The following is a 21,793-nucleotide window of genomic DNA, read 5'->3' as shown; positions in this document are numbered from 1 at the left end:
GTCGCGCTTATGCCTATGGTAGAAAATAGAAGAACACTTTTTTCCTGCGGAGTCTTCCCACTAGGACTGCTGCGGTTACTCGCCCCGTCAAAACCGTTGCCCGCGGAAAGCGACTTCCCGAAGCGGACATCTGCTCGGCAAGAATATTAGTATTTTAAAGACCAAGTGATTTTCTTGGTTTCTCTTAATAAATACCGGGTTTTGGATAGGGGAACGGAGCAAGTGTATTGTTTTCTGCTATATATTTGCTTAAAATAAATACATTACGGTTTTTAGAAGGAAGGTTTCTTTATTGTATGTAATAATTGTTCTGGGGATCATTGCAGGAATGATGATTCCGCTGCAGACAGCAGTAAATAATCGGCTGACTGTGTTTACGAAAGCGGTGTTGCCGACATCCTTTTATTCCTTTTTATCTGGAAGTATTATTTTATTTTTCATTAATCTTATGATAGATCCTGACAAATTTACAGTATCATTCTTTGCAGATCAATCCTTTTCCTATATCTGGTTTACTGGTGGTGTGCTTGGAGTAATTTTTCTTACAGGGAATATTATTTTACTGCCCAAAATTGGTGCAGCATTAACGGTTATTGTTACCGTAACAGGACAGATGGTGATTGGTATTTTGATTGATACCTTTGGCTGGTTTGGTGCAGAGGTAAAACCGTTGCATTTTATGCATATCGTTGGTGTTCTTCTTTTAATTACCGGAATTGTCTATATGAATGCGAAAAAAAATCCCGGCGTTTCGCAGAGTCATTCCCGTCTGTGGGTATTGTTCGGGATATGTACAGGAATGATGCCGCCGCTGCAGACAGCAATCAATAGCGCCTTGCGTTATGAAGTAGACTCCTTTATTTATGCTGCTTTTATTTCATTTATTGTAGGAACCGCTGTGTTATTTATTCTGTCGATGATAGTGAATAAAGGAGTAAAGTTAACACGTATTTCTGGAGATTTTAAATTAAAGCCCTGGCATTTTGCCGGTGGTGCACTCGGCGCAGCATATATCGCATCAAATATCAGTTTAATGCCTTATCTGGGTGTTACATTAACGATGATGGCTGCTATTTTAGGGCAGATTATCATGGGACTGTTAATTGATCATTTTGGGCTGTTTAACCTTCCGAAGTATTTAATTGATCAAAGAAGGGTTATCGCTGTTATTATGATTATCAGTGGAATAATCGTACTCAATATCTTTTAAGAGGATATTTAAAAATTCTTTTTCACTGTCCTTTTTGTACATTATTTTAAGTTCGCAGACCTTGTTTCTTGCCTGTTGGAAAGGAAACAAGGTCTAATTTTTACCCTGTGAGATAGGAAGCGGTTTTTTCATACAGAGAAAAATGGTTATTATGGTACATCTCCAGCCTGTGCAGCGCAAAGGAAAATTCCACCGGAAAATGCTGCAGAATATCATAAACATTTTCGATATGAAGCTGGTCCAGCATAAATGTCGGGATACAAAAATGATATGCAAAATGGTTGGCTTGATTTTCTTGCAGGTCGACAAAAAGGGAATGCATAAAACGCTGATCTCCTTCATGGAAAAAATAATGGCATAATTCATGCCCAAAACATTGCCATATATTTTGCTGGGAAGTATTTGGAAGTACGATATAATTATCTATCCGCATACTGACAGATGCTGCATAAATAATTTCAATATTTAAAGCTTGTGCAATAGCAGAAATGGAGAGCTCTGCCGGAGTCTGGATATTCAGCTGCTTGTATAATACTTCGACAAATTTTTCTACATCTGAATAGTACATTTGATTTCCCACCTTCAATAAGAATATACGTTCGATTTGAAGTGCTAAAAATAAGGTGCAGCAAGTACACCTGTTTTTATATTGCTTATGGAAGTATAAATCAGCATTAGTCATTTTGATTGGCGTTACCATTATTTGTTTTCTTTCTGTATAAAATATATTGTATCACATTTAAAGCTTCTTCTTTCTCATCTTCTGTCATTCGTTTCCAATTACGGAACATCAATGTATCTTGCTCCGACATCGGCTCCGGCCGGGAAGTATCCTTTGTTGAGGGAGACATAGATTTACCTAAAAGCCAATCTACGGAAACACCATATAAATTAGCCATTTTATGTAACGTGTCTGTGTCCGGATCACGATATTCTCTTTCATAACCAGATAAAGTACCATTTGAAATACCTAAAAGTTTCGAAGCTTCAATTTGTTTTAATCCAGCTTTTTCTCGTGCTTCTCTTAATCTTTGGGAAAGAATTTTCATAGTATCCACCTCAATATAGAGATAATACCATTTTTAATAAAAACAATAATATTTTTAAGCGAAATGCAAATTTTATTGTTTTCGTATATTGACTTATGCAAAGCGCTTAATTATAATTTAAAGTATAAAAACCAAAAGATGGATGGGGTGATTTAGTGGAAATACATGAGAAAATCGAATTTATCAGACAGCAAAAGCAGATAACGAAGACACAAATTGCAAAAAAATGCTCTAAAACTCCTGCCTGGTACACCAATATTTCCAAGGGAAAAACAAAGATAGATGTAGATACCCTGGAAAGAATAGCAGATGCATTAGAAATTGATGTGAAAATGTTATTTGATAAGGAGTTGAATGATGCATTAAATAAATGCAAAGAGCTTTTATAAACGAAAATAAAAAGGAAGAGATTTTATACACCCTAGATCAAAACGATACCTCGAAGAGCTGGAATGATATAACTATCATTAAGCGCCACATAGCTATCCCCTCAAAGAAAAATCTCTCAACCACAATATATTTTATCCTGTTATAATACGTAATTCGGGTTCTATCTCCTCGTTCATAGGGAGGTAGTTTTTTATTGGATAAATGAAGCTTGTGTTTTACTCAATAAAAAACTGGGTAAAGATTTTAAACATATTTATGTAATATGGAATATAATGTAATATTTAAAAACATACTATTCAAGTACCTTACATTTATGGTAGAATTTATCTTACTCTACAATTAGAATAAACCCTGTAAAATGTAGTCGCCTCAACTACAATGAAAAATCCAATAAATCTATGTTTTATATCCAATGAAAATAAAGTGTTTATCAAGAGTGAAGAATGACTGATTAAAGAGAAGGTAACTAGCAGTAAATAAAAAAACTTTGTTTCAGTTGGATATTTTTGTACCCGAAAACATAGTGAAAGGAAGAAGGTATATGGATTCTAAAAAATTAACGAGAAGAATATTAATTGCTCTGGTTGCTGGTGCAGCTGCTGGTATAGCACTGACATTTGCCCCGGAAAGTTTTTTTGAACCTCTCGATAAATATGTATTAGACCCGATTGGTCAAATATTTATTAATCTTATAATGATGTTAGTAGTTCCGCTTGTATTTGTATCCATTGTATTAGGAACAGCAGGCCTGGGAGACCCGAAAAAATTAGGAAAGATTGGTGTTTCCGCGGTTGCCTTTTTCTTAACAACAACGGCAATTGCAATCAGTTTAGGTCTAGGTTTGGGTTATTTGATCCAGCCGGGGTCGACAGGGATTTTTGATACGTCAAATGCAGAATACAGCGCAGATGAAGCACCGCCAATTATGGAGACGTTGATTAATATTGTTCCTGAGAATCCTATAGAAGCATTGGCATCTGGAGAAATGCTTCAGATTATTGCATTTGCTATCTTTATTGGGGTTGCATTGGCATTTTTAAGTGATAAAACAAAAGGAATATATAATCTATTTGAACAGGCAAACGAAATTTTGAATTGGTTAATTACAGTGATTATGCGATTTGCTCCGTATGGGGCATTTGCTTTGATTGCCTCAGCAATTGGTGATGCTGGACTGAATGCACTCGGTTCCATGTTGAGCTATATGTTAACGGTGATTGCAGGTTTGCTGCTGCACGCACTCATTATCTATTCGCTTGCTATTTGGCTAATCGGACGCGGGAACCCAATTACATTTTTTAAAGTATTTTTCCCGGCAATGGTGGTTGGCTTTAGTACTTCCAGCTCTAATGCTGCACTTCCTGTGGCGATGAAGACAGCTCAAGAAAAACTGGGTGTAAAAAAAGCTGTCAGCAGCTTTGTTCAGCCGCTCGGTGCAACCATTAATATGGACGGGACAGCAATTATGCAGGCTGTAGCAACCGTATTTATTTCCCAAGTGTATGATATCCCGCTGACTTTTATGGATTTATTAATGGTCGTTCTTATCGCTACGTTGGCAAGTGTTGGTACAGCAGGCGTCCCTGGCGTCGGACTGGTGATGCTGGCAATGGTACTTGGCCAAGTTGGGCTGCCGGTAGAAGGTATTGCTTTAATAATTGGTATTGACCGTCTTCTCGATATGTTAAGGACATCTCTAAATATTGCCGGCGATGCTACTTGTGCATATATTATATCTGAACGGGGAAAACGGAATGAGAAAAAGACACAAAATGCATAAAATCAATATTTAATTCAATGAAATCCGAACGCATTTGCATTCTAACGAGAGAATGTTCAAAATGGGTCCGGATTTCTTTGTTTCGTACGTTGTTTTTATTCTATTTAGCTGGAAGTTGATTAAGAGATAACCTGCAGCACGCTTTCTGCTTAATTTATTTGTTCCTGATAAACTGCTGTAAATCATGGGTTAACGGGTATTCATCCCAGTAATATCTCCTTTATTTTGTAAAATTAGAAACAAACTCTTTAAAAATGTCACAGAATGTTCTAAAATAGAAATAGTTAACAAAATATTTTAATCCTTTTTTTAATTCTATTTGTAATCGTTTCCAATTAAGATGAATGAGGTGATTAGATGGATATGCAAGCAATTCCGGCACGTGAAGGCAATCATAATTTAAAAAACTACGAGGATTTTCGAAAAACATTTTCTTGGGAAAGTGTGGAGAAGAACTTTTCCTGGCATGAAACAGGAAAAGTGAATATGGCCTATGAAGCAATTGATAGACATGCTGATAATCCGGATAAGAAGGATAAAATCGCATTACTATATTCAGATCCCAATCGAGAAGAAAAGGTCAGCTTTGATGAACTTCGTTTACAAAGTAATCAATTTGCGAATGTATTGAAGAAATACGATGTGCAAAAAGGAGATCGTGTTTTTCTTTTTATGCCGAGAAGTCCGGAGTTCTATCAAGCATTTTTTGGTATTCTAAAAATAGGGGCGATTGCAGGACCGCTGTTTGAGGCATTTATGGAGCAGGCAGTCGGCGATCGATTAGAGAATAGTGAGGCGCGTGTATTAATAACAACTCCTGATTTACTCTACCGTATCCCGCAGGACAGACTGCCTCATTTAGAGAAAATCGTGTTAGTAGGTGCGCATGAGGAAGAAGGAGACCAGTATATTGATTTCGATTCCGAAATGAAAGAGGCATCCACGGATTTTGATATTGTTTGGGTGGATAGAGAAGATGGCATGCTGCTTCATTATACATCTGGTTCCACAGGGAAGCCAAAAGGCATCCTGCATGTCCATAACGCTATGATACAGCATTACGCAACTGGAGAATGGGTGTTAGATTTAGAGGACGATGACATCTATTGGTGTACAGCTGACCCTGGCTGGGTTACAGGAACAAGCTATGGTATTTTTGCGCCTTGGCTGCACGGAGTGACAAATGTGATTCGCGGCGGACGTTTTTCTCCAGATGATTGGTATAAAACGTTACAGGATAATCATGTTACCGTATGGTATACTGCACCGACAGCATTACGGATGCTTGTAAGTCACGGCGAAGAGAAGGTCAGAGAATATGACCTGTCTGCGCTGCGTCATATTTTGAGCGTAGGAGAGCCATTAAATCCGGAAGTAATTACATGGGGATTAAAAGCTTTCGATTTACGAATTCATGATACCTGGTGGATGACAGAGACAGGGGCGCAGGTGATTGTAAACATCCCGTCACTGGAAATCAGACCTGGTTCCATGGGGAAACCAATCCCTGGGGTAGAGGCGTCCATTGTCGATAATGAAGGCAATGAAATCCCTCCAAATCAAATGGGTAATTTAGCCATCAAAGCGGGATGGCCGTCCATGATGCGCGAGGTTTGGAACAATAAAGGAAAATATGAAAGTTATTTTATTAACGGCTGGTATGTCTCTGGAGATAGTGCATATCGCGATGAAGATGGATATTTCTGGTTCCAGGGCCGTCTGGATGATGTTATCAATACATCTGGAGAACGGGTCGGACCATTTGAGGTCGAGAGCAAGCTGATTGAACATCCGGCTGTTGCAGAGGCGGGAGTTATCGGTAAGCCGGATCCGGAGCGTGGAGAAATTATTAAAGCATTTATCACCTTAAATCCGGGTCATGAAAAAAGTGATGAGCTGTTGGAAGAAATTCGTCAATTTATTAAAAAAGAATTAAGTGCACACGCTGCACCAAGAGAAATTGAAGTAAAAGACTCTATTCCTAAAACACGGAGCGGTAAAATCATGCGCCGTTTATTAAAATCATGGGAATTAGGGCTGCCGACAGGAGATACTTCGACGTTAGAGGAGTAATCCGTCTATTGTAAAAAAAGCAGGAAATACTTTATAAAATGAACATAGTGGCTTCTCATTTAACGATAAAAATGAGAAGCCACTATTTTTATGTACTCAAACTTTCGTACATTAAAAAATAACTTTTTTTTCACAGAAACAGGAGTTAATCGTTCCTTCGATAACGCCCTTTACAAAGAATATCAATTCGTATGTTTTAAATAAATTCTATTTGGGAAGATATAGGATGTAACCAATATTAAAGGAGTGAATAATTCATGGGTAAAAAAATTGCAACAGTTATCACAGACTTATTTGAAGACGTAGAATATACAGACCCTAAAAAAGCATTGGAAGAAGCTGGTCATGAGCTGGTTACGATTGAAAAAGAACAAGGCAATACCGTAACAGGCAAATCAGAAGATACAAAAGTAACTATCGATAAAGGTATTGATGACGTAAAACCAGAAGACTTTGATGCATTATTTATTCCTGGCGGTTTCTCTCCAGACATGCTTCGTGCAGATGACCGCTTCGTTGCATTTGCAAAACATTTTATGGATGAGAAGAAACCAGTGATGGCCATTTGTCATGGACCGCAGCTTCTTATCACTGCAAAAACACTGAATGGACGTGGAGCAACAGGCTTTAAATCAATCCAGGTTGATTTAGAAAATGCAGGTGCGAAATTCCAGGATAAAGAAGTTGTCGTTTGTCAAAATCAATTAGTAACAAGCCGTACACCAGATGATATTCCAGCGTTTAATCGTGAGTCTGTGAAAGTGCTTGGTTAATTAAAAAGTATAATTAGAAATAAAGAAGAGTGCTTTGAAAATATGGTTTCAAAGCACTCTTTTTCATGTACATATTCTGCTTATTCCTCTAATTTTTGAATATCAAATTCATTATTTAAAAGCAGCCAGTTCTGCGGGAAGGACAGCCCTAATTTCCAATAAGAAATGCCTAAAAGTTGAAATTCGCGGATTAAATCAAATTTAGCCTGGATTGAACGGGCATCCTCAAACCAAACCTCGTGCTCCTGTCCGGAGGCATCTGCATACATAAAATAGGGCGCTTGGGCTGTGGTATCATATTGAATCGCAACATTATTCTCCCAGGCGATTTGAACGGCCTGCTGCGGACTGATAGCCCGTGCCGCTTCCCCTCCTTCTACAAAAGGAAGTGTCCAATCATATCCATATAAATTCTGACCGAGTAAAATTTTCTCTGATGGAATTTCAGAAACAGCATATTCCACCACGTCGCGGACGGAGTTGAGAGGTGAAATAGCCATCGGTGGCCCGTAGCTGTAGCCCCATTCATAAGTCATCAACACAACAAAATCAACAATCTCTCCGTGGGTGCGGTAATCATGAGCTTCATACCATTGCCCTGCCTGTTCTGCGCTCGTTTTTGGCGCAAGTGCTGTTGAAATCAGCAGTCCAGCTTGGGAAAGGCGATCCTTCGCGGTACGCAAAAAGGTATTATAAGCCTCCCTATCATCTGATGGAAGAAATTCAAAATCAAAATGTACATCACGAAAGCCTTGTTCTGTTGCGATATTAATAATCTCATCTAATAACCGGTTTTGAACAGCCTGCACCGTTAAGATAATATGCCCGACCTCCGAGCTGAATGCTCCTTCTTCTAAATTAGTAATGGCCATCGCAATGGAAGCGCCGTTTGCTCGTGCGGAGGTGATAAGATTCCCTGTTGGCGGAGCTGTCAGTGTACCATCCCGATTAGCGCGGTAGCTAAATAAGGTGAGATACGTTAAAAAAGGAGAATACGTGCTTGCTGCTGTTTCTAATGTCTGGGAAACCTCCTCTCCCATTGGTTCGACATAGGCATTGGAAGTAATCGGTTCTTTTGGAGCAGGCGGGATGTATAGGCGAAGTCCAGGATAAATAATCTGATTTGCATTTAATCCGTTAATCGTTGCTAATTCCTCCACAGGGATGTTAAATTGAGCCGCCACGGAAGAAAGTGTATCACCAGACTGCACAAAATAAAACTCTCCGACAATGGGAATGACAAGTGCTTGCCCGATAACTAATTGGTCAGGTGCATTTAGTTCATTCGCATTGACAATATCTTGAACGGAGGAACCGTATGTATCTGCAATTTGCTCCAGCGTATTTCCTTGTTCAACGACGTATATTTGCAAATTAATAACCCCCTTCAGAGTGCTTCTTACTCACTATATGAAGGGGGAGAAAGTAATATGCTAAATTGCTGTAATATCTGCATCCATGACCGATTCCATTAGATAAAGCGCATAGTTATTATTATCCACTCCCTCGGAGGCGAGGCAGTTTTTAGGAATGGAAAGGCTGAATTTATACATATAGGCATCCTTTGCCGTAAACAGAATACAAATATCGCCGGCGATCCCTGCCAAAATAAGATGTGTTCGTTTTAAATCTGTTAAAAGAGCGTGTAAGGGTGCTTGAAAAAAGGCGGAGTGTTGTGGTTTAATTAGGAAATAATCGTCATCATCCGGTTTGATTTTTTCAATGATGTTCTCACTCTTTTCATTTTTACAATATTTGATAATCTCCCGGAAATCTGCTTGCCATAAGCCATAATGATCGTTAACGTAGATAATAGGTATCGACTTTTCTTTGGCGAAGTGACGCAAATTAATTAAATTTGGGAGAATCTCTTCTGTGTTTGCAAGAAGGTTGTCACCGCCGTCAAATTTAAAATCATTGATTAAGTCGATAAAAACGAGTGCTGTGTTCTCTGGTGTTATATTCATGAGCTTCTCCTTTTTTAAAGAAATCAGTTAATATAGTATTCCCGCTAAACAATTATTAAAACGAGAATAAAGTGATGTGATAAAAATGACAGAAGAAATATCTGTAAGCCAAGATGAAAAGTATATGGCAGCTGCTCTGCAGGAGGCACGCAGAGCTTGGATGTTAAACGAAGTTCCTATTGGTGCAGTGGTCGTGAAGGAAGGAGAAATTATCGGCAGAGGCTTTAATTTGCGTGAATCCATGCAGACTACTTTAACTCATGCAGAGCTTCTTGCTATTCAGGATGCCAATCAAAAAGTCGGCAGCTGGAGATTAGAGGATTGCACCTTATATGTTACATTAGAGCCATGCCCTATGTGCGCCGGAGCAATTGTTCAATCAAGAGTGAAGCGTGTAGTCTATGGAGCAAGTGACCCAAAAGCAGGCTGTGCGGGAACCTTAATGAATTTATTGGAAGAACCGCGGTTTAACCATCAGGTCGAGGTGAAATCTGGTGTGCTTGAACCACAATGCAGTACGGTTTTAAAGAATTTTTTTAAAGAGCTGCGTCAGAAGAAGAATGAAAAGGATGCTGAGGCGGGAGAATAGAGCCGGCACTGGAAAAGATACTTTTTTCATTGCATTTTTAGGACGAGGAAGCTATAATAATAAATACGTGCTAAGCGGGGAGGTAGCGGTGCCCTGTACTCGCAATCCGCTATAGCGAGGCCGAATTCCTGCTCGAGGTGGGATGACTGTGTGGTCAGACGTAAGGAATTGGTGTTGACGTCCGGGTCCTGCGCAACAGGAACCCATGAACCCTGTCAGGTCCGGAAGGAAGCAGCAGTAAGTGGTCATTCTTGTGTGCCGCAGGGAAACCTGGGCTGAGCCATGAACTTACGTAGCGCATATGGTCACTCCATCGAAAGCAGGTGCACGTTACATATGAAAGAAAAGGACTGTGAATGCAGTTCTTTTTTTTATGCAAAAATATAGCGGGATAAACAGATTATTTGCACTGAATCATAAGAAAGCATATGCTATGAATTACTTAAAATTTACAAGCGAGGTGTAAAAATGGCTCAATTAACACAACCTTTTACATTAAAAAATTTAACCTTGAAAAATAAAGTTGTCATGGCTCCAATGTGCCAGTATTCAGTAGATGCTAAGGACGGGATTCCAAACGATTGGCATTTTGTTCATTATACCTCCCGTGCAGTGGGCGGCGCCGGATTAATCTTAGTGGAAATGACAGATGTCGATCCGGATGGGCGGATTACAGATAATGACCTTGGTCTCTGGTCAGACGAGCAAATTCCAGCTTATAAAAAAATAGTTGATGCCGTTCATAAGCAGGGCGCTAAAATTGGTATTCAGATTGCGCATGCCGGCAGAAAGGCTGAGGATGCGAACCCGCCAGTTGCTCCATCGGCAATTCCTGTTACAGAGGATGATAAAATGCCTCGTGCTTTAACGACAGATGAAGTCCGGGAAACGATTCAACAGTTCCAGGATGCAGCAAAACGAGCAGTCGAAGCTGGTTTTGATACGATTGAATTGCATGGAGCACACGGTTATTTGATTCATCAATTTCATTCTCCGTTAATTAATCAGAGAGAGGATGAATATCAGGAGCTGTCCTTCTTTGGGGTACAAATTATCCGTGCTGTGAAAGATGTGATTCCTGCAGATATGCCGCTTCTGATGCGCATTTCAGCTGTAGAATACATGGATGGCGGCTATGATATAGACCACGCATTAGAAATTGCCAAAAAATATAAAGCGGCTGGTGTTGATATGTTCCATATTTCCAGCGGCGGAGAAGCACCTCCAGGAAAGCAAAAACCAGCCACCAATCCAGGCTATCAGCTTCCATTTGCACGCAGGTTTAAAGAAGAGCTGGATATGCCGGTGATTGCTGTCGGCCTTTTAGAAGACCCTGCGTTGGCAGAGTCTGTTATTGGCAATGGCGATGCGGACCTGGTTGCGATTGGCCGCGGTATGCTGAAAGATCCTTATTGGGCCATTCGGGCAAGCGAACAGTTGGGAGATACGATGGAACCGGCAAGACAATATAAGCGTGCTTATCCGAAGAAGTAGTGATGAATGCAGACGAATAGAAGGATGATTCCCCGTACGAGTTTCTTTTTACAGGTAAAATTGTACTAGAAACCAGGGATATGATATAATTTCTATAGCAAAGCATACGATATAAAAAAGGGCAGCATGCAACCACATGCTGCCCGGAAAATACACACAGTGATTTCTCTCCATCAGAGAGGGAAGGCTGTTTTAAGTGACAATGAAGCCACCCTGTTTGCCGGCAAGCGAAGGGTGGTTTTTTTACTTTTGGTCTTTATCATGAAATGAAAGAATGGCTATAATAAGCAAGCCAAAGCTGATCATTAAAGATAAGGCATCAAAAGTAGCCATAGGCATCACCTCCTTTCATATAGGAGATGGTACCTTCCACCGTTTAACTTCTTACTGTGAGTATCTTAGTGTATTATACCATAATAGGAACATTAGTTCTATAAATTTAGACGAACCTTTTTATTCAACATAAAAAAATTAAATTCTAAGCTAATTTTTGCAAACATAAATTACTTCCAGATAATCATTTCTAAGGTTTTCATCCAAGCCTTTAATCGGGTATAATAAGAAGGAGACAAATAAGGGGAATCGAAATCATGAGTTATCAAGCTTTATACCGCGTCTGGCGACCAAGAACATTTGAAGATGTCGTAGGACAGCAGCATATCACGAGAACATTACAAAATGCTATTACCCAGGATAAATTCTCACATGCTTATTTATTCTCTGGCCCAAGAGGGACAGGGAAAACGAGTGCTGCAAAGATTTTTGCACAAACGATTAATTGTGAGCATGCGCCTGTCAAAGAACCATGTAATGAATGTGCGGCATGTAAAGGGATTCAAGATGGCTCTATTTCGGATGTCATTGAAATTGATGCGGCATCAAATACTAGCGTCGATGATATTCGTGATATTCGTGATAAAGTAAAGTATGCACCGAGTGCTGTGCCTTATAAAGTGTATATTATTGATGAAGTGCATATGATATCTGTCAATGCATTTAATGCGCTTTTGAAAACGCTGGAAGAGCCGCCAAAACATGTTGTATTTATTCTGGCAACTACCGAACCGCATAAAATACCATTAACGATTATATCCCGTTGCCAGCGCTTTGATTTCAAACCGATCTCTAATCAGGCAATTGTGGAAAGAATGCAAAAAATCATGCAGGCAGAAACTATTTCTGTTACAGAGGAAGCCTTAGAGTCTGTGGCATTAGCAGCAGAAGGCGGAATGCGTGATGCACTGAGTATCCTGGACCAGGCAATTTCCTATAGTGAGGAGCAGGTAGAATTAGAAGATGTGCTTGCTGTAACTGGCGGAGTATCTCAGGAGGTGCTCACCAATATCGTCCGTGCAATGATTCAGCAGGATGTGCAGACGGTGCTTCAAGGATTGGACCAGATGATTCAGACCGGAAAAGATCCAGGAAAGTTTGTACAGGATTTAATCTACTTTATGCGTGATTTACTTTTATATAAAAGCTCGTCAGGTTTAGCTGATTTATTAGAATGGGCAGTAGCCAATGAAGCTTTTGAAGCATTATCGGAGCAAGTGGAGAACAGCTGGATTCAGCATGCAATTATTGAACTGAATCAATGCCAGCAGGAAATGAAATGGTCCAACAGTCCGAAAATCTTTATTGAAGTTGCACTGTTGTCCATTACAGATCAATTTGGAAAGACGCAAGGATCCGGACAGCTTCAGCCGGAAGCTGTGGAGCACTCAGCTGTTGTCGGGCAGCTTCAGCAGAAACTGCAGGCGATGGAGCGTGATATTGCAAAATTAAAAGAAGCCCCGCCCCAGCAGCAAGATGCTGGCGGTACCGCCCCTGCACAGGAAAGACGCCGTCCCAGCTCGAGAAATTCACGAAACACTTATAAGATTCCATTTGATCGAATTCGTGATACACTAGGAAAGGCAGAGAAAAAAGAACTGAAAGATGTTCATGCACATTGGGCAAACTTCTTAAATCAGTTGAAAACAACAAATGCCCCGGCTCATGCGACGATTCAGGACAGCAAGCCTGCTGCGGCATCAGCTGATACCCTGATTGTTGCGTTTAAATATGAAATTCATTGTTCTTTATTCCTGGATCATCGGGAAATGGTAGAATCGATATTAGGGAATTTGGATAAACACCGCACGATTATTCCTATTCCGGAGAAAGAGTGGAATGACCTGCGCAGTGAGTATATTCAAAAGCAGGAAAAGCCGGATGAACCCAAGAAACCAGAAGGAGACCCGCTCGTAGATGAAGCGCGAAAGCTTTTTGGTGATGATCTTTTAGAAATTCATGATTAACATATACATTTAAAGGAGGTATTTTCCATGAAGGGAAATATGAATAACATGATGAAGCAAATGCAGAAAATGCAGAAGAAAATGATGAAGGCACAGGATGAATTACATGAAATGTCCTTTGAAGCTTCAGCTGGCGGCGGCATGGTAACTGTCCGGGCGAATGGCAAAAAAGAAATTACAGATGTAGAAATCAAAGAAGAGGTTGTTGACCCGGATGATATTGAAATGCTGCAGGATCTTATTTTAGCAGCGACTAATGACGTGTTAACACAAATCGATGACAAAACAAATGATACCATGGGACAATTTACAAAAGGAATGAATATGCCAGGAATGTTCTAATTCCTTTCTAATTAAAGATAAGACGTCTGGCTTCACTGCCAAGGCGTCTTATTTTCGCAAAAGATAGAGTTTTTAATTGACTTTTTTTGATAAGGGGGTAAGAAAGTATGTATTATCCAGAGCCGATAACCAAGCTGATGGATAGCTTCTCCAAATTACCGGGAATTGGTCCAAAGACAGCAGCACGTCTGGCCTTCTTTGTTTTAAATATGAAGGATGACGATGTGATGAATTTTGCTAATGCATTAGTGAATGCGAAACGGGAGCTTACCCATTGTTCTGTTTGCGGACATATTACAGACCAAGACCCGTGTGCTATTTGTCAGGATACCAGCCGGGATGGATCGATTATTTGTGTTGTCCAAGATCCGAAAGACGTGATTGCGATGGAAAAAATGAAAGAATTTCGCGGCAAATACCATGTTCTCCATGGAGCCATTTCACCGATGGACGGAATTGGTCCAGAGGATATTAATGTGCCGGATTTGATTAATCGATTGAAAGACGAAGAAGTAGAAGAGCTTATTTTAGCAACCAATCCGAATATTGAAGGGGAAGCCACGGCAATGTATATTTCCCGGTTGGTAAAGCCTTCTGGTATTCGTACCACACGTATTGCACATGGATTGCCTGTCGGCGGTGATTTGGAATATGCGGATGAGGTTACATTATCAAAAGCATTAGAGGGACGAAGAGATGTCTAAATTGTATCGCTGATCATTCATGAGGAGAATAAAGCTTCCATGGGATGAAATTTCATTTTATAACGAGGTTTGGTGGGAAATATGGCAAAGAAATTAAAGAAAAAAGATATGGACCAGGAGCTTCTGAATGCTTTATATCAAGTAGAGGGCGAGTGGAGGCAGCTTCAGGATTTTGTGCGAAAAAGTATTGACCCGTCACGTAATGGGATGAAAGAGGAGCTATTAGCGAGATCCAAATATTTGATGCTGTTGAAAGAAGCTCGTATTCGCAAGGTTAAAGCGACACGATTTTAAAATTAAAGAATATATTTTTCCAAAAGAATCAAGTATGTTTCAAGCTGCCTGATTCTTTTTTATTTTTCTAAGAAAAAAAGAGGGGACACTTATTAGGGAAACCAACCCGCCGAATCTAAACTTAAAAATGACTGCAATTGAAAAGCTGTTGAATGTTCTGGGAATACTGAGTTTCTCTGGTGTTATTGTGTATATTATTTTTACATGGGATGCTATTCCAAATCAGATTCCCGGACAATATAATGAAGCAGGGGAAGTAACAAGATGGGGAGGAAGGGAAGAACTGTTCATCCTCTTAGGCATCGGGTTACTTTTATGGTTTGGGATGACTGTTATGGAACGATTTCCACATGTATATAATTATCGGAATCTAACAGAAGCAAATGTGAAAGGGCAATATATCAATTCCAGAATGCTGGTGAACGTTTAAAAAAATGAGATAGCTATTCTCTTCCCTTTTATTATATGGAATGATATTCGTGTTGCGAGAGGGCTTCCATCTTATATAAATACGTGGTCTTTGGTATTCATTATTCTTCTATTTGCAGGGACGATTGCTTTCTTTATCAAAAAAATGAGAGAAAACTCCCTCTTCAAGCGCGTAGAGGTGAGGGGGAGATGAATCTCCTATGCACAAAAGATTACTTTAGGGCGTCTCGACTATCCAACACCGAGTCGAACAAACGTTCCAAAATCATCCTTCTTCTGATATAATAGACAAGAGGAGGTAAGAAGCTATGAAAGTAAAAAAAGCATTTCGTTTTCGTATCTATCCGAACAAAAAACAAATCACCTTCATCCCATAAGACAATCGGCTGCTTCCGCTTTGTCTACAACTATTTTACAGGAAAACAAAAAGAAAAAGACCACTATTGGCATACGGTGAATGAAATGATACAAAACGGACAGCTTCTTCAAAATAATTGGAAGGGCGAATTTTTCAATAAAAATAAGGCAATCAAAGCGGTTCCAGAATTGAAGAAAAACTATCCCTTCCTCAAAGAAGTCGATAGCATTGCCCTTCAAAAAGCGGTGGAAAATGTGAATGATTCCTATACGCGCTATTATAAGAAGCAGAATAAGGCACCTCGTTTTAAATCAAAAAAGAATCCTGTTCAATCGTATACCACGAAACATGTCAATAGAAACATTGCTGTATTGGATAAACATATCAAACTGCCTAAGCTCGGATTGGTTCGTTTTGCCAAAAGTCGGGAAGTGGAAGGACGTATTATCAATGCAACGATCCGGCGCAATCCTTCAGGCAAGTACTTTGTTTCGATTGTGGTTGAAACGGAAGTTAAGCACTATGAAAAAACAGGTTCTTCTGTAGGCATCGATGTTGGAATAACCGATTTTGCAACCCTTTCCGATGGGACGGTGTATGAAAATCCAAGGTTTTTCCGGACATTAGAAAAGAAGCTGGCAAAAGCGCAGGTGATTCTTTCAAGGCGACAGGTGGGCTCGGCGAATTGGCAGAAACAAAAAAGAAAAGTAGCCCGGCTTCACGAGAAAATTACTAATAAAAGAAAAGACATGTTAGATAAAATCTCCACCGAGATAGTCAAAAACCAGTATCCTGGTCAACGTTCCGAACAATGCTGGAATATAAAGCAGCCTGGTATGGAAAGCAGATTGTTAAGGTCGCTAAAAACTATCCATCCAGTCAGCTGTGTTCCAATTGTGGACACCAAAACCAAGACGTTAAAAAACTTGCTTTGCGTGCATGGACGTGTGATATCTGTCAATGCCATCACCAAAGAGATAAGAACGCAAGCAGGAATCTTCGTAAAGAAGCATTGCGATTAACCGCAGGGACTGCGGGGCTAGCCTAAACCATAACTGACCGATAGGTTGGTGTTCTTAGGAATCCCCCACTTCAATCAACCTTGAAGGTTGATAAGCGGGGGTAGTTCAATGTCCGTTCTTCTCGTCTAAAGAAGGAAGCTGCTAATGAATCTTAGAAAGTTGTCAATTATCCTGCTGCTTTTAAAACCTGTTCTAATCGCTTCCGGTAAATCATAGAAATAAGTTAAAGTGATGGAAGGAAAGTGGGGAGAGGAATGAATTCAACACTATTTATTGGAACGATTGTCGGATTAATTATTCTTTTATTTATTGTAGGTGCGCCGGTAAAACCAATGAAACATATTGGGAAAGCAACGATGAAGCTGGGGATAGGTGTATTGCTGCTTTTTTTCTTGAATGTATTTGGAGGGGCTGTTGGCCTGCATATTCCAATTAATCTATTTACAGTCCTGGTATCTGGATTTCTTGGTATATTCGGTGTCGGTTCCCTTGCAGCGATTCATTTATTTATTCTTTGAGACGCTGTTTTATTTTTTAGATTGAGTAAAAATCTAAAAAATAATATCTATGTATAGCATCCGTTAGATTAGGAGATACTAGTTTTAACGGAGGTGGAGAAATGAAGCAGCAAAAAGTTCAAGAGTATGAGTATTGCGGAATTTGTGAGGAACCAAAGGAAAACGGTATTCATTTGTATTCCATGTTTTTATGTTCGGAATGTGAGCATAATATGATTCATACGGAGCCGCGGGAAGAAAAATATCAATACTATCTCTCAAAGTTAAAAAATATCAATCAATCAACATTACATTCTTAATATAATCCCCTTTTACAAGTCTTTGCATGCAAAGGCTTTTTTGTTAGGATAAAATAGAAGAAAAATACTTGTTAACATTAAAAAAGTGGAATAATAGTCATTTTTGTATCCATGTTTTTCATCCCTTTCACTTGCTTGGTATAATAAGAAGTACACCATAATAAACAAATCAATTTTAATGAATTGGTTTGTTTATTTACATATATAAAGAAATGAGGCAGACAAATGGAGCAGCAGCGTATGCCATTAGCAGAGCATTTACAAGCATTTGCAAAAAGGAATCCAATCTCTTTCCACGTACCGGGCCATAAGCACGGACAAGTTTTTCCATCTGCATATTATAACGATTTTCAACACATGCTCCGCTGGGATGTGACTGAAATTACAGGAATGGATGATTTGCATGCGCCTGCAGGAATTATTGCAGATGCGGAAAGCTTAGCAGCAGCTTTTTTTCAGACCCAGCATACATTTTTTCTGGTTGGGGGATCGACAGCTGGCAATCTGGCGATGATTCTCGCGGCGTGTAAGCAGGAAGATAAGATTCTTATTCAGCGTAATTGTCATAAGTCGGTGATGAATGGCGTAGAGTTAGCAGGAGCACAGCCTGTTTTTTTAGCTCCGGAATGGGAGGGGCAGGTCAGCCGATTTACAAGTCCAAGCTATGAAACCATAGCATCCGCCATAGAGCAGCATCCTGATGCCAAAGCAATCGTTCTTACCTACCCGGATTATTTTGGTCAAACCTATCAATTGAAAGCAATGATTGATAAGGCGCACCAATACAATATCCCTGTACTAGTAGACGAAGCGCATGGTGTTCATTTTGCTTTAGGAGACCCTTTTCCAGCTTCAGCGATAGAGCTGGGGGCAGATGCTGTGGTGCATTCTGCGCATAAAATGGCTCCCGCAATGACGATGGCTTCGTATTTACATCTGGGGACTTCCCGTATCAATCCGTCTCAAATTGCGCATTATTTACAAATTTTCCAATCGAGCAGTCCATCTTATATACTTATGGCTTCTTTAGATATAGCAAGGCATTTTTTAGCACACTTTTCAAAAGAAGATCGAATCAAAACGATAAAAAGTGTGGAACAGGTAAAGCAGTTGTTTTCCGCTTTTTCATTTTGGGAATTCATGCCTTCCGACGATTCATTAAAGCTAACGTTCCACGTGAAACATTCTTTTTCGACAAAGTCCGTTGTAAACTTACTCGAAAAAGCAGGAATTTTTCCGGAGCTTGCGACGGATGAGCAAATTTTATTTGTCCACGGGCTTGCTCCGATGGAAGAAATAGATACACTGGAAAAAAGGTTGAAAACCATAGGGCATCCATTAAAAAAATCAGTAAATCGTGCTACAATAGAGAGGACAAATCTTTTTCCCGAAAAGGTCCAAGAATTAGATTTGTCTTATCAAGAAATGAATAATTATCCAACGTATCTGGTCTCGATGAGGGAAAGCATAGGAGAGATAGCTGCTGAGGCAGTGATTCCCTATCCGCCTGGTATTCCGCTTCTCTTAAAAGGAGAACGAATCCAAGAGATGCATATCGCACATTTGGAAAAATTAGTGGAGCAGGGTGTTCGAATACAGCATAGGGACGAAGGAATACGCATATATAGGAACAAAGGGGAAAGATGATGACAACTGGTTTGTTTATAACATTTGAAGGTGGCGAAGGAGCTGGCAAAACCACTATCCTAAATCAGGTTTATGAAGAGCTGACAGCTCGGGGGATAGAGGTTATCAAGACAAGAGAGCCAGGCGGTATCCGTATCTCCGAGAAGATTCGAGAAATTATCCATGACCCTCTCCATCTGGAAATGGAAGAAAGAACAGAAGCGTTATTATATGCAGCAGCAAGAAGACAGCATCTTGTAGAAAAGGTTTTTCCTGCATTAGAACAAGGGAAAATTGTATTATGCGATCGTTTTGTAGACAGCAGTCTGGTTTATCAAGGCTATGCAAGAGGCATTGGTGTAGATGAGGTATATGCGATTAATCAATTTGTGATTGAGGATTGTATGCCGGATACAACGTTCTACTTTGATATTTCTCCAAAAAAAGGACTGGAGCGTATATCAGCAAATGCAGACAGAGAGAAAAATCGCTTGGATTTAGAAACCCTTGAATTTCATGAGAAAGTCTATGAAGGATATCAGCTGATCCGGTCTCGTTTTCCGGAGCGATTTCAAACTGTGGATGCTGATCGTTCGCTTGAAGCGGTCTATCAAGATGTATTAGAAAGAATTACAGCTTTATTTAATAAATAAATATGCCAAAAGGGGCTGGTCAATCATGAAATTAATTATAACGGTCATTCAAGATAAAGATTCCAATCGTTTAGTAAACGCATTAGGTGAAAATAAATTCCAGACAACAAAATTAGCGACAACAGGCGGATTTTTAAAGGAAGGCAATACCACGTTAATGATTGGCTGTGAGGATGAGTATGTGAATGATGCGCTTGAAATTATTCGTGATAATTGCTCGCATCGTGAACAGATGGTGGCGCCAATTTCTCCGATGGGAGGAAATGCCGATTCGTATATTCCAAAGCCAGTGAAGGTAGAAGTCGGCGGTGCTACGGTATTCATCTTGCCTATCGAGTCCTTTTATCAATTCTAAACAGGAATTCTGTTTTAAAAACAAGCTATGTAATATGATTAAACCGAAGGGGGAGAACAATGAAGATTTCCAGTGATATCGTAACACCGAGAGATGGCAATTTAAAGCGTCCGGCGCAGACAAATAATGCCTCTTTTCAAAACCTTGTTCAATCCCAATCGGAACAGCTGAAGACCCAGGAATTTACTCAAATGGTGAAGCAGATTACGGAGCAGGGAGATAAACTGAGCCGATATCGTTCCTTTCGTGAACTAGTCAAGTTTAAACGAATGGTAAAGGGCTTTTTGGAAAAAGCGACCTCGGAAGGGTATCTTTTAGAAAAAAAGCAAAGCTTCAGCATGCAAGGAAGCAGGCAATTGTCTACAGTGAAGATAATTGATGAAAAGATTGCCCAGTTAGCAGAAGATTTAATGGATGAAGAAAAGAAAACCATTGATATTCTCGGATTAATCGGGGAAATCAAGGGGTTATTAGTTAATATTTATACTTGAGCAAAGCTTTTATATCGAAAGGACTTTAGCAGCCTTTCATAAAAATAAATAGAAACAGCTCCTGTTTAAAGGTGGAAGTAATGATGAAGACATGGGAAGAGATAGAACAAATACAGCCTGTAGCAACCCGGACGATAATGAATAGTATCAAGAAGAATCGTATTTCCCATGCTTATTTATTCCAAGGAGATCGAGGGACTGGCAAAAAAGAAATGGCGCTTCTGTTGGCAAAGTATTTATTTTGTATGAATCGCCAAGGAGAGAATCCATGTAATCACTGTATCAATTGCCAGCGGATTGATTCTGGAAACCATCCGGATATGCACTGGATTGAGCCGGATGGCGCCTCTATTAAAATAGAACAGGTGCGTAATCTGCAGAAGGAATTTACGTATTCGGGAATGGAGTCCAACCAGAAGGTGTATATCATTAAGGATGCAGATACATTAACCGTAAATGCTGCCAATCGATTGTTGAAATTTTTAGAAGAGCCAAGTGTGGAAACAACGGCTATGATGCTTACAGAGAATGGTCACTCCATGCTGTCAACTATTCGATCACGCTGTCAGATTATTGATTTGCAGCCGCTTCCGCCGGGGATTTTGCAGGAAAGATTACAGCAAGAGGGTGTGAATGAGACCGATGCTAAACTTTTAAGTGCATTGACAAACAGTCTGACAGAAGCCCTCGAACTTGCCCAAGATGATTGGTTTGCAGACGCGCGAAAAATAGTGATACAATGGGTAGAAATGTATACTGCACAGCCTGAGGATATCTACACATACATTCATCAAAATTGGATACCTCATTTTAAAGATAGAGAAGGTCAAGAACGAGGTCTGGACTTATTAATACTAGGATTTAAAGATATTTTACATCAGCATATATATACAGACGCCAATACGATACTGCTATCCAATGATTCATCTAAGTTAGAAAAAATAGTCATCACGTTTTCCCAAGCTCAATTATTGACTATTTTAAATCAGATTTTAATGGCGAAAAGAAAATTAAAGGCAAATGTTCAGCCAACATTGGTGATTGAACAACTAGCGCTTCAAATACAGAGGTGAAAAA

24 protein-coding genes, 1 other RNA gene and 1 pseudogene are annotated in these 21,793 nt (G+C 39.7%); 21 read left to right on the top strand and 5 right to left on the bottom strand.

What is annotated here, in order from left to right:
* Window positions 1-292 precede the first annotated feature (292 nt).
* Window positions 293-1,210, top strand: a complete 918-nt coding sequence (locus ACZSMY_RS18390) for a DMT family transporter (RefSeq protein ID WP_052484845.1) — start codon at window positions 293-295, stop codon at window positions 1,208-1,210.
* A gap of 100 nt (window positions 1,211-1,310) precedes the next feature.
* Here the strand turns inward: ACZSMY_RS18390 and ACZSMY_RS18385 are convergent, their stop codons facing one another.
* Window positions 1,311-1,778 (bottom strand): ImmA/IrrE family metallo-endopeptidase, encoded by a 468-nt coding sequence (locus ACZSMY_RS18385; protein ID WP_042528614.1) that lies wholly within the window; start codon window positions 1,776-1,778, stop codon window positions 1,311-1,313.
* 106 nt (window positions 1,779-1,884) lie between these two features.
* Window positions 1,885-2,259 (bottom strand): helix-turn-helix domain-containing protein, encoded by a 375-nt coding sequence (locus tag ACZSMY_RS18380; RefSeq protein ID WP_042528612.1) that lies wholly within the window; start codon window positions 2,257-2,259, stop codon window positions 1,885-1,887.
* A 155-nt stretch (window positions 2,260-2,414) separates the two neighbouring features.
* Between ACZSMY_RS18380 and ACZSMY_RS18375 the strand changes: the two genes are divergently transcribed.
* From ACZSMY_RS18375 to ACZSMY_RS18360, 4 genes are all read left to right on the top strand, one after another.
* Entirely contained in the window at window positions 2,415-2,648 is a 234-nt protein-coding gene (locus ACZSMY_RS18375; protein WP_042528610.1) for a helix-turn-helix domain-containing protein, read from the top strand.
* 542 nt (window positions 2,649-3,190) lie between these two features.
* Window positions 3,191-4,429, top strand: a complete 1,239-nt coding sequence (locus ACZSMY_RS18370; RefSeq protein ID WP_042528609.1) for a dicarboxylate/amino acid:cation symporter — start codon at window positions 3,191-3,193, stop codon at window positions 4,427-4,429.
* A 357-nt stretch (window positions 4,430-4,786) separates the two neighbouring features.
* A complete protein-coding gene (acsA, locus tag ACZSMY_RS18365; protein WP_256705454.1) occupies window positions 4,787-6,502 on the top strand; it encodes an acetate--CoA ligase in 1,716 nt (571 codons plus the stop codon).
* 257 nt (window positions 6,503-6,759) lie between these two features.
* Entirely contained in the window at window positions 6,760-7,275 is a 516-nt protein-coding gene (locus ACZSMY_RS18360; RefSeq protein ID WP_042528605.1) for a type 1 glutamine amidotransferase domain-containing protein, read from the top strand.
* Window positions 7,276-7,355: 80 nt separating this feature from the next.
* Here ACZSMY_RS18360 and ACZSMY_RS18355 read toward each other — a convergent pair whose 3' ends face one another.
* Both ACZSMY_RS18355 and ACZSMY_RS18350 read right to left on the bottom strand, forming a co-directional pair.
* Window positions 7,356-8,648: a glycoside hydrolase family 18 protein gene (locus tag ACZSMY_RS18355; RefSeq protein ID WP_042528603.1), complete on the bottom strand. Its 1,293-nt coding sequence runs from the start codon at window positions 8,646-8,648 to the stop codon at window positions 7,356-7,358.
* Between the two features lie 60 nt (window positions 8,649-8,708).
* Window positions 8,709-9,236 carry a cysteine hydrolase family protein gene (locus ACZSMY_RS18350; RefSeq protein ID WP_042535603.1) on the bottom strand — a complete coding sequence of 176 codons (528 nt, stop codon included), beginning with the start codon at window positions 9,234-9,236 and terminating at the stop codon, window positions 8,709-8,711.
* A gap of 91 nt (window positions 9,237-9,327) precedes the next feature.
* Here ACZSMY_RS18350 and tadA point away from each other — a divergent pair, with 91 nt between their 5' ends.
* The 3 genes from tadA to ACZSMY_RS18335 all read left to right on the top strand — a co-directional run bounded on the left by tadA (window position 9,328) and on the right by ACZSMY_RS18335 (window position 11,325).
* Window positions 9,328-9,831 carry a tRNA adenosine(34) deaminase TadA gene (gene tadA, locus ACZSMY_RS18345; RefSeq protein ID WP_042528602.1) on the top strand — a complete coding sequence of 168 codons (504 nt, stop codon included), beginning with the start codon at window positions 9,328-9,330 and terminating at the stop codon, window positions 9,829-9,831.
* 65 nt (window positions 9,832-9,896) lie between these two features.
* Window positions 9,897-10,162: signal recognition particle sRNA large type (gene ffs, locus ACZSMY_RS18340), an RNA gene on the top strand.
* A 137-nt stretch (window positions 10,163-10,299) separates the two neighbouring features.
* Window positions 10,300-11,325 carry an NADH:flavin oxidoreductase/NADH oxidase gene (locus ACZSMY_RS18335; protein ID WP_042528601.1) on the top strand — a complete coding sequence of 342 codons (1,026 nt, stop codon included), beginning with the start codon at window positions 10,300-10,302 and terminating at the stop codon, window positions 11,323-11,325.
* A gap of 243 nt (window positions 11,326-11,568) precedes the next feature.
* Here the strand turns inward: ACZSMY_RS18335 and ACZSMY_RS18330 are convergent, their stop codons facing one another.
* Window positions 11,569-11,658, bottom strand: coding sequence for a putative holin-like toxin (locus ACZSMY_RS18330; protein ID WP_226894862.1), 90 nt, complete (start codon window positions 11,656-11,658; stop codon window positions 11,569-11,571).
* 257 nt (window positions 11,659-11,915) lie between these two features.
* Here ACZSMY_RS18330 and dnaX point away from each other — a divergent pair, with 257 nt between their 5' ends.
* The 13 genes and pseudogenes from dnaX to holB all read left to right on the top strand — a co-directional run bounded on the left by dnaX (window position 11,916) and on the right by holB (window position 21,789).
* Window positions 11,916-13,625, top strand: coding sequence for a DNA polymerase III subunit gamma/tau (gene dnaX / locus ACZSMY_RS18325; RefSeq protein ID WP_465148124.1), 1,710 nt, complete (start codon window positions 11,916-11,918; stop codon window positions 13,623-13,625).
* 27 nt (window positions 13,626-13,652) lie between these two features.
* Window positions 13,653-13,967, top strand: coding sequence for a YbaB/EbfC family nucleoid-associated protein (locus tag ACZSMY_RS18320; protein ID WP_042528599.1), 315 nt, complete (start codon window positions 13,653-13,655; stop codon window positions 13,965-13,967).
* Between the two features lie 107 nt (window positions 13,968-14,074).
* Window positions 14,075-14,671, top strand: coding sequence for a recombination mediator RecR (gene recR / locus ACZSMY_RS18315; protein WP_042528598.1), 597 nt, complete (start codon window positions 14,075-14,077; stop codon window positions 14,669-14,671).
* Between the two features lie 81 nt (window positions 14,672-14,752).
* Window positions 14,753-14,965, top strand: coding sequence for a YaaL family protein (locus tag ACZSMY_RS18310; protein WP_042528597.1), 213 nt, complete (start codon window positions 14,753-14,755; stop codon window positions 14,963-14,965).
* Window positions 14,966-15,092: 127 nt separating this feature from the next.
* Window positions 15,093-15,395 carry a DUF1648 domain-containing protein gene (locus ACZSMY_RS18305; RefSeq protein ID WP_341172351.1) on the top strand — a complete coding sequence of 101 codons (303 nt, stop codon included), beginning with the start codon at window positions 15,093-15,095 and terminating at the stop codon, window positions 15,393-15,395.
* Window positions 15,396-15,702: 307 nt separating this feature from the next.
* A pseudogene (locus ACZSMY_RS18300) lies at window positions 15,703-16,800 on the top strand (RNA-guided endonuclease TnpB family protein).
* Window positions 16,801-17,028: 228 nt separating this feature from the next.
* Window positions 17,029-17,292: a pro-sigmaK processing inhibitor BofA family protein gene (locus ACZSMY_RS18295; protein WP_465148123.1), complete on the top strand. Its 264-nt coding sequence runs from the start codon at window positions 17,029-17,031 to the stop codon at window positions 17,290-17,292.
* A 101-nt stretch (window positions 17,293-17,393) separates the two neighbouring features.
* Window positions 17,394-17,591: a sigma factor G inhibitor Gin gene (locus ACZSMY_RS18290; RefSeq protein ID WP_042528592.1), complete on the top strand. Its 198-nt coding sequence runs from the start codon at window positions 17,394-17,396 to the stop codon at window positions 17,589-17,591.
* A 225-nt stretch (window positions 17,592-17,816) separates the two neighbouring features.
* Window positions 17,817-19,238: an aminotransferase class I/II-fold pyridoxal phosphate-dependent enzyme gene (locus tag ACZSMY_RS18285; RefSeq protein WP_042528591.1), complete on the top strand. Its 1,422-nt coding sequence runs from the start codon at window positions 17,817-17,819 to the stop codon at window positions 19,236-19,238.
* Entirely contained in the window at window positions 19,238-19,870 is a 633-nt protein-coding gene (tmk, locus tag ACZSMY_RS18280) for a dTMP kinase (protein ID WP_256705458.1), read from the top strand. Before ACZSMY_RS18285 ends, tmk begins: the two co-directional genes overlap by 1 nt.
* Before the next feature lie 25 nt (window positions 19,871-19,895).
* Window positions 19,896-20,225: a cyclic-di-AMP receptor gene (locus ACZSMY_RS18275; RefSeq protein WP_040977662.1), complete on the top strand. Its 330-nt coding sequence runs from the start codon at window positions 19,896-19,898 to the stop codon at window positions 20,223-20,225.
* Between the two features lie 59 nt (window positions 20,226-20,284).
* Window positions 20,285-20,716 carry a YaaR family protein gene (locus ACZSMY_RS18270; protein ID WP_193063797.1) on the top strand — a complete coding sequence of 144 codons (432 nt, stop codon included), beginning with the start codon at window positions 20,285-20,287 and terminating at the stop codon, window positions 20,714-20,716.
* Between the two features lie 83 nt (window positions 20,717-20,799).
* Window positions 20,800-21,789 (top strand): DNA polymerase III subunit delta', encoded by a 990-nt coding sequence (gene holB / locus ACZSMY_RS18265; RefSeq protein ID WP_042528588.1) that lies wholly within the window; start codon window positions 20,800-20,802, stop codon window positions 21,787-21,789.
* Window positions 21,790-21,793: the final 4 nt, after the last annotated feature.

The organism is Oceanobacillus sp. B139/18 (assembly GCF_055524595.1).
The sequence above is the reverse complement of the archived record's forward strand: the minus strand, read 5'-3'. Positions and strand labels throughout refer to the sequence as shown.

Excerpts from the sequence above, each read along its gene's own strand:
- ACZSMY_RS18385 (WP_042528614.1), bottom strand. The coding sequence starts at position 1,778 with ATGTACTATTCAGATGTAGAAAAATTTGTCGAAGTATTATACAAGCAG.
- ACZSMY_RS18380 (WP_042528612.1), bottom strand. The coding sequence starts at position 2,259 with ATGAAAATTCTTTCCCAAAGATTAAGAGAAGCACGAGAAAAAGCTGGA.
- ACZSMY_RS18370 (WP_042528609.1), top strand. The coding sequence starts at position 3,191 with ATGGATTCTAAAAAATTAACGAGAAGAATATTAATTGCTCTGGTTGCT.
- acsA (WP_256705454.1), top strand. The coding sequence starts at position 4,787 with ATGGATATGCAAGCAATTCCGGCACGTGAAGGCAATCATAATTTAAAA.
- ACZSMY_RS18360 (WP_042528605.1), top strand. The coding sequence starts at position 6,760 with ATGGGTAAAAAAATTGCAACAGTTATCACAGACTTATTTGAAGACGTA.
- tadA (WP_042528602.1), top strand. The coding sequence starts at position 9,328 with ATGACAGAAGAAATATCTGTAAGCCAAGATGAAAAGTATATGGCAGCT.
- ACZSMY_RS18335 (WP_042528601.1), top strand. The coding sequence starts at position 10,300 with ATGGCTCAATTAACACAACCTTTTACATTAAAAAATTTAACCTTGAAA.
- ACZSMY_RS18330 (WP_226894862.1), bottom strand. The coding sequence starts at position 11,658 with ATGGCTACTTTTGATGCCTTATCTTTAATGATCAGCTTTGGCTTGCTT.
- dnaX (WP_465148124.1), top strand. The coding sequence starts at position 11,916 with ATGAGTTATCAAGCTTTATACCGCGTCTGGCGACCAAGAACATTTGAA.
- ACZSMY_RS18320 (WP_042528599.1), top strand. The coding sequence starts at position 13,653 with ATGAAGGGAAATATGAATAACATGATGAAGCAAATGCAGAAAATGCAG.
- recR (WP_042528598.1), top strand. The coding sequence starts at position 14,075 with ATGTATTATCCAGAGCCGATAACCAAGCTGATGGATAGCTTCTCCAAA.
- ACZSMY_RS18310 (WP_042528597.1), top strand. The coding sequence starts at position 14,753 with ATGGCAAAGAAATTAAAGAAAAAAGATATGGACCAGGAGCTTCTGAAT.
- ACZSMY_RS18305 (WP_341172351.1), top strand. The coding sequence starts at position 15,093 with ATGACTGCAATTGAAAAGCTGTTGAATGTTCTGGGAATACTGAGTTTC.
- ACZSMY_RS18295 (WP_465148123.1), top strand. The coding sequence starts at position 17,029 with ATGAATTCAACACTATTTATTGGAACGATTGTCGGATTAATTATTCTT.
- ACZSMY_RS18290 (WP_042528592.1), top strand. The coding sequence starts at position 17,394 with ATGAAGCAGCAAAAAGTTCAAGAGTATGAGTATTGCGGAATTTGTGAG.
- ACZSMY_RS18285 (WP_042528591.1), top strand. The coding sequence starts at position 17,817 with ATGGAGCAGCAGCGTATGCCATTAGCAGAGCATTTACAAGCATTTGCA.
- tmk (WP_256705458.1), top strand. The coding sequence starts at position 19,238 with ATGACAACTGGTTTGTTTATAACATTTGAAGGTGGCGAAGGAGCTGGC.
- ACZSMY_RS18275 (WP_040977662.1), top strand. The coding sequence starts at position 19,896 with ATGAAATTAATTATAACGGTCATTCAAGATAAAGATTCCAATCGTTTA.
- ACZSMY_RS18270 (WP_193063797.1), top strand. The coding sequence starts at position 20,285 with ATGAAGATTTCCAGTGATATCGTAACACCGAGAGATGGCAATTTAAAG.
- holB (WP_042528588.1), top strand. The coding sequence starts at position 20,800 with ATGAAGACATGGGAAGAGATAGAACAAATACAGCCTGTAGCAACCCGG.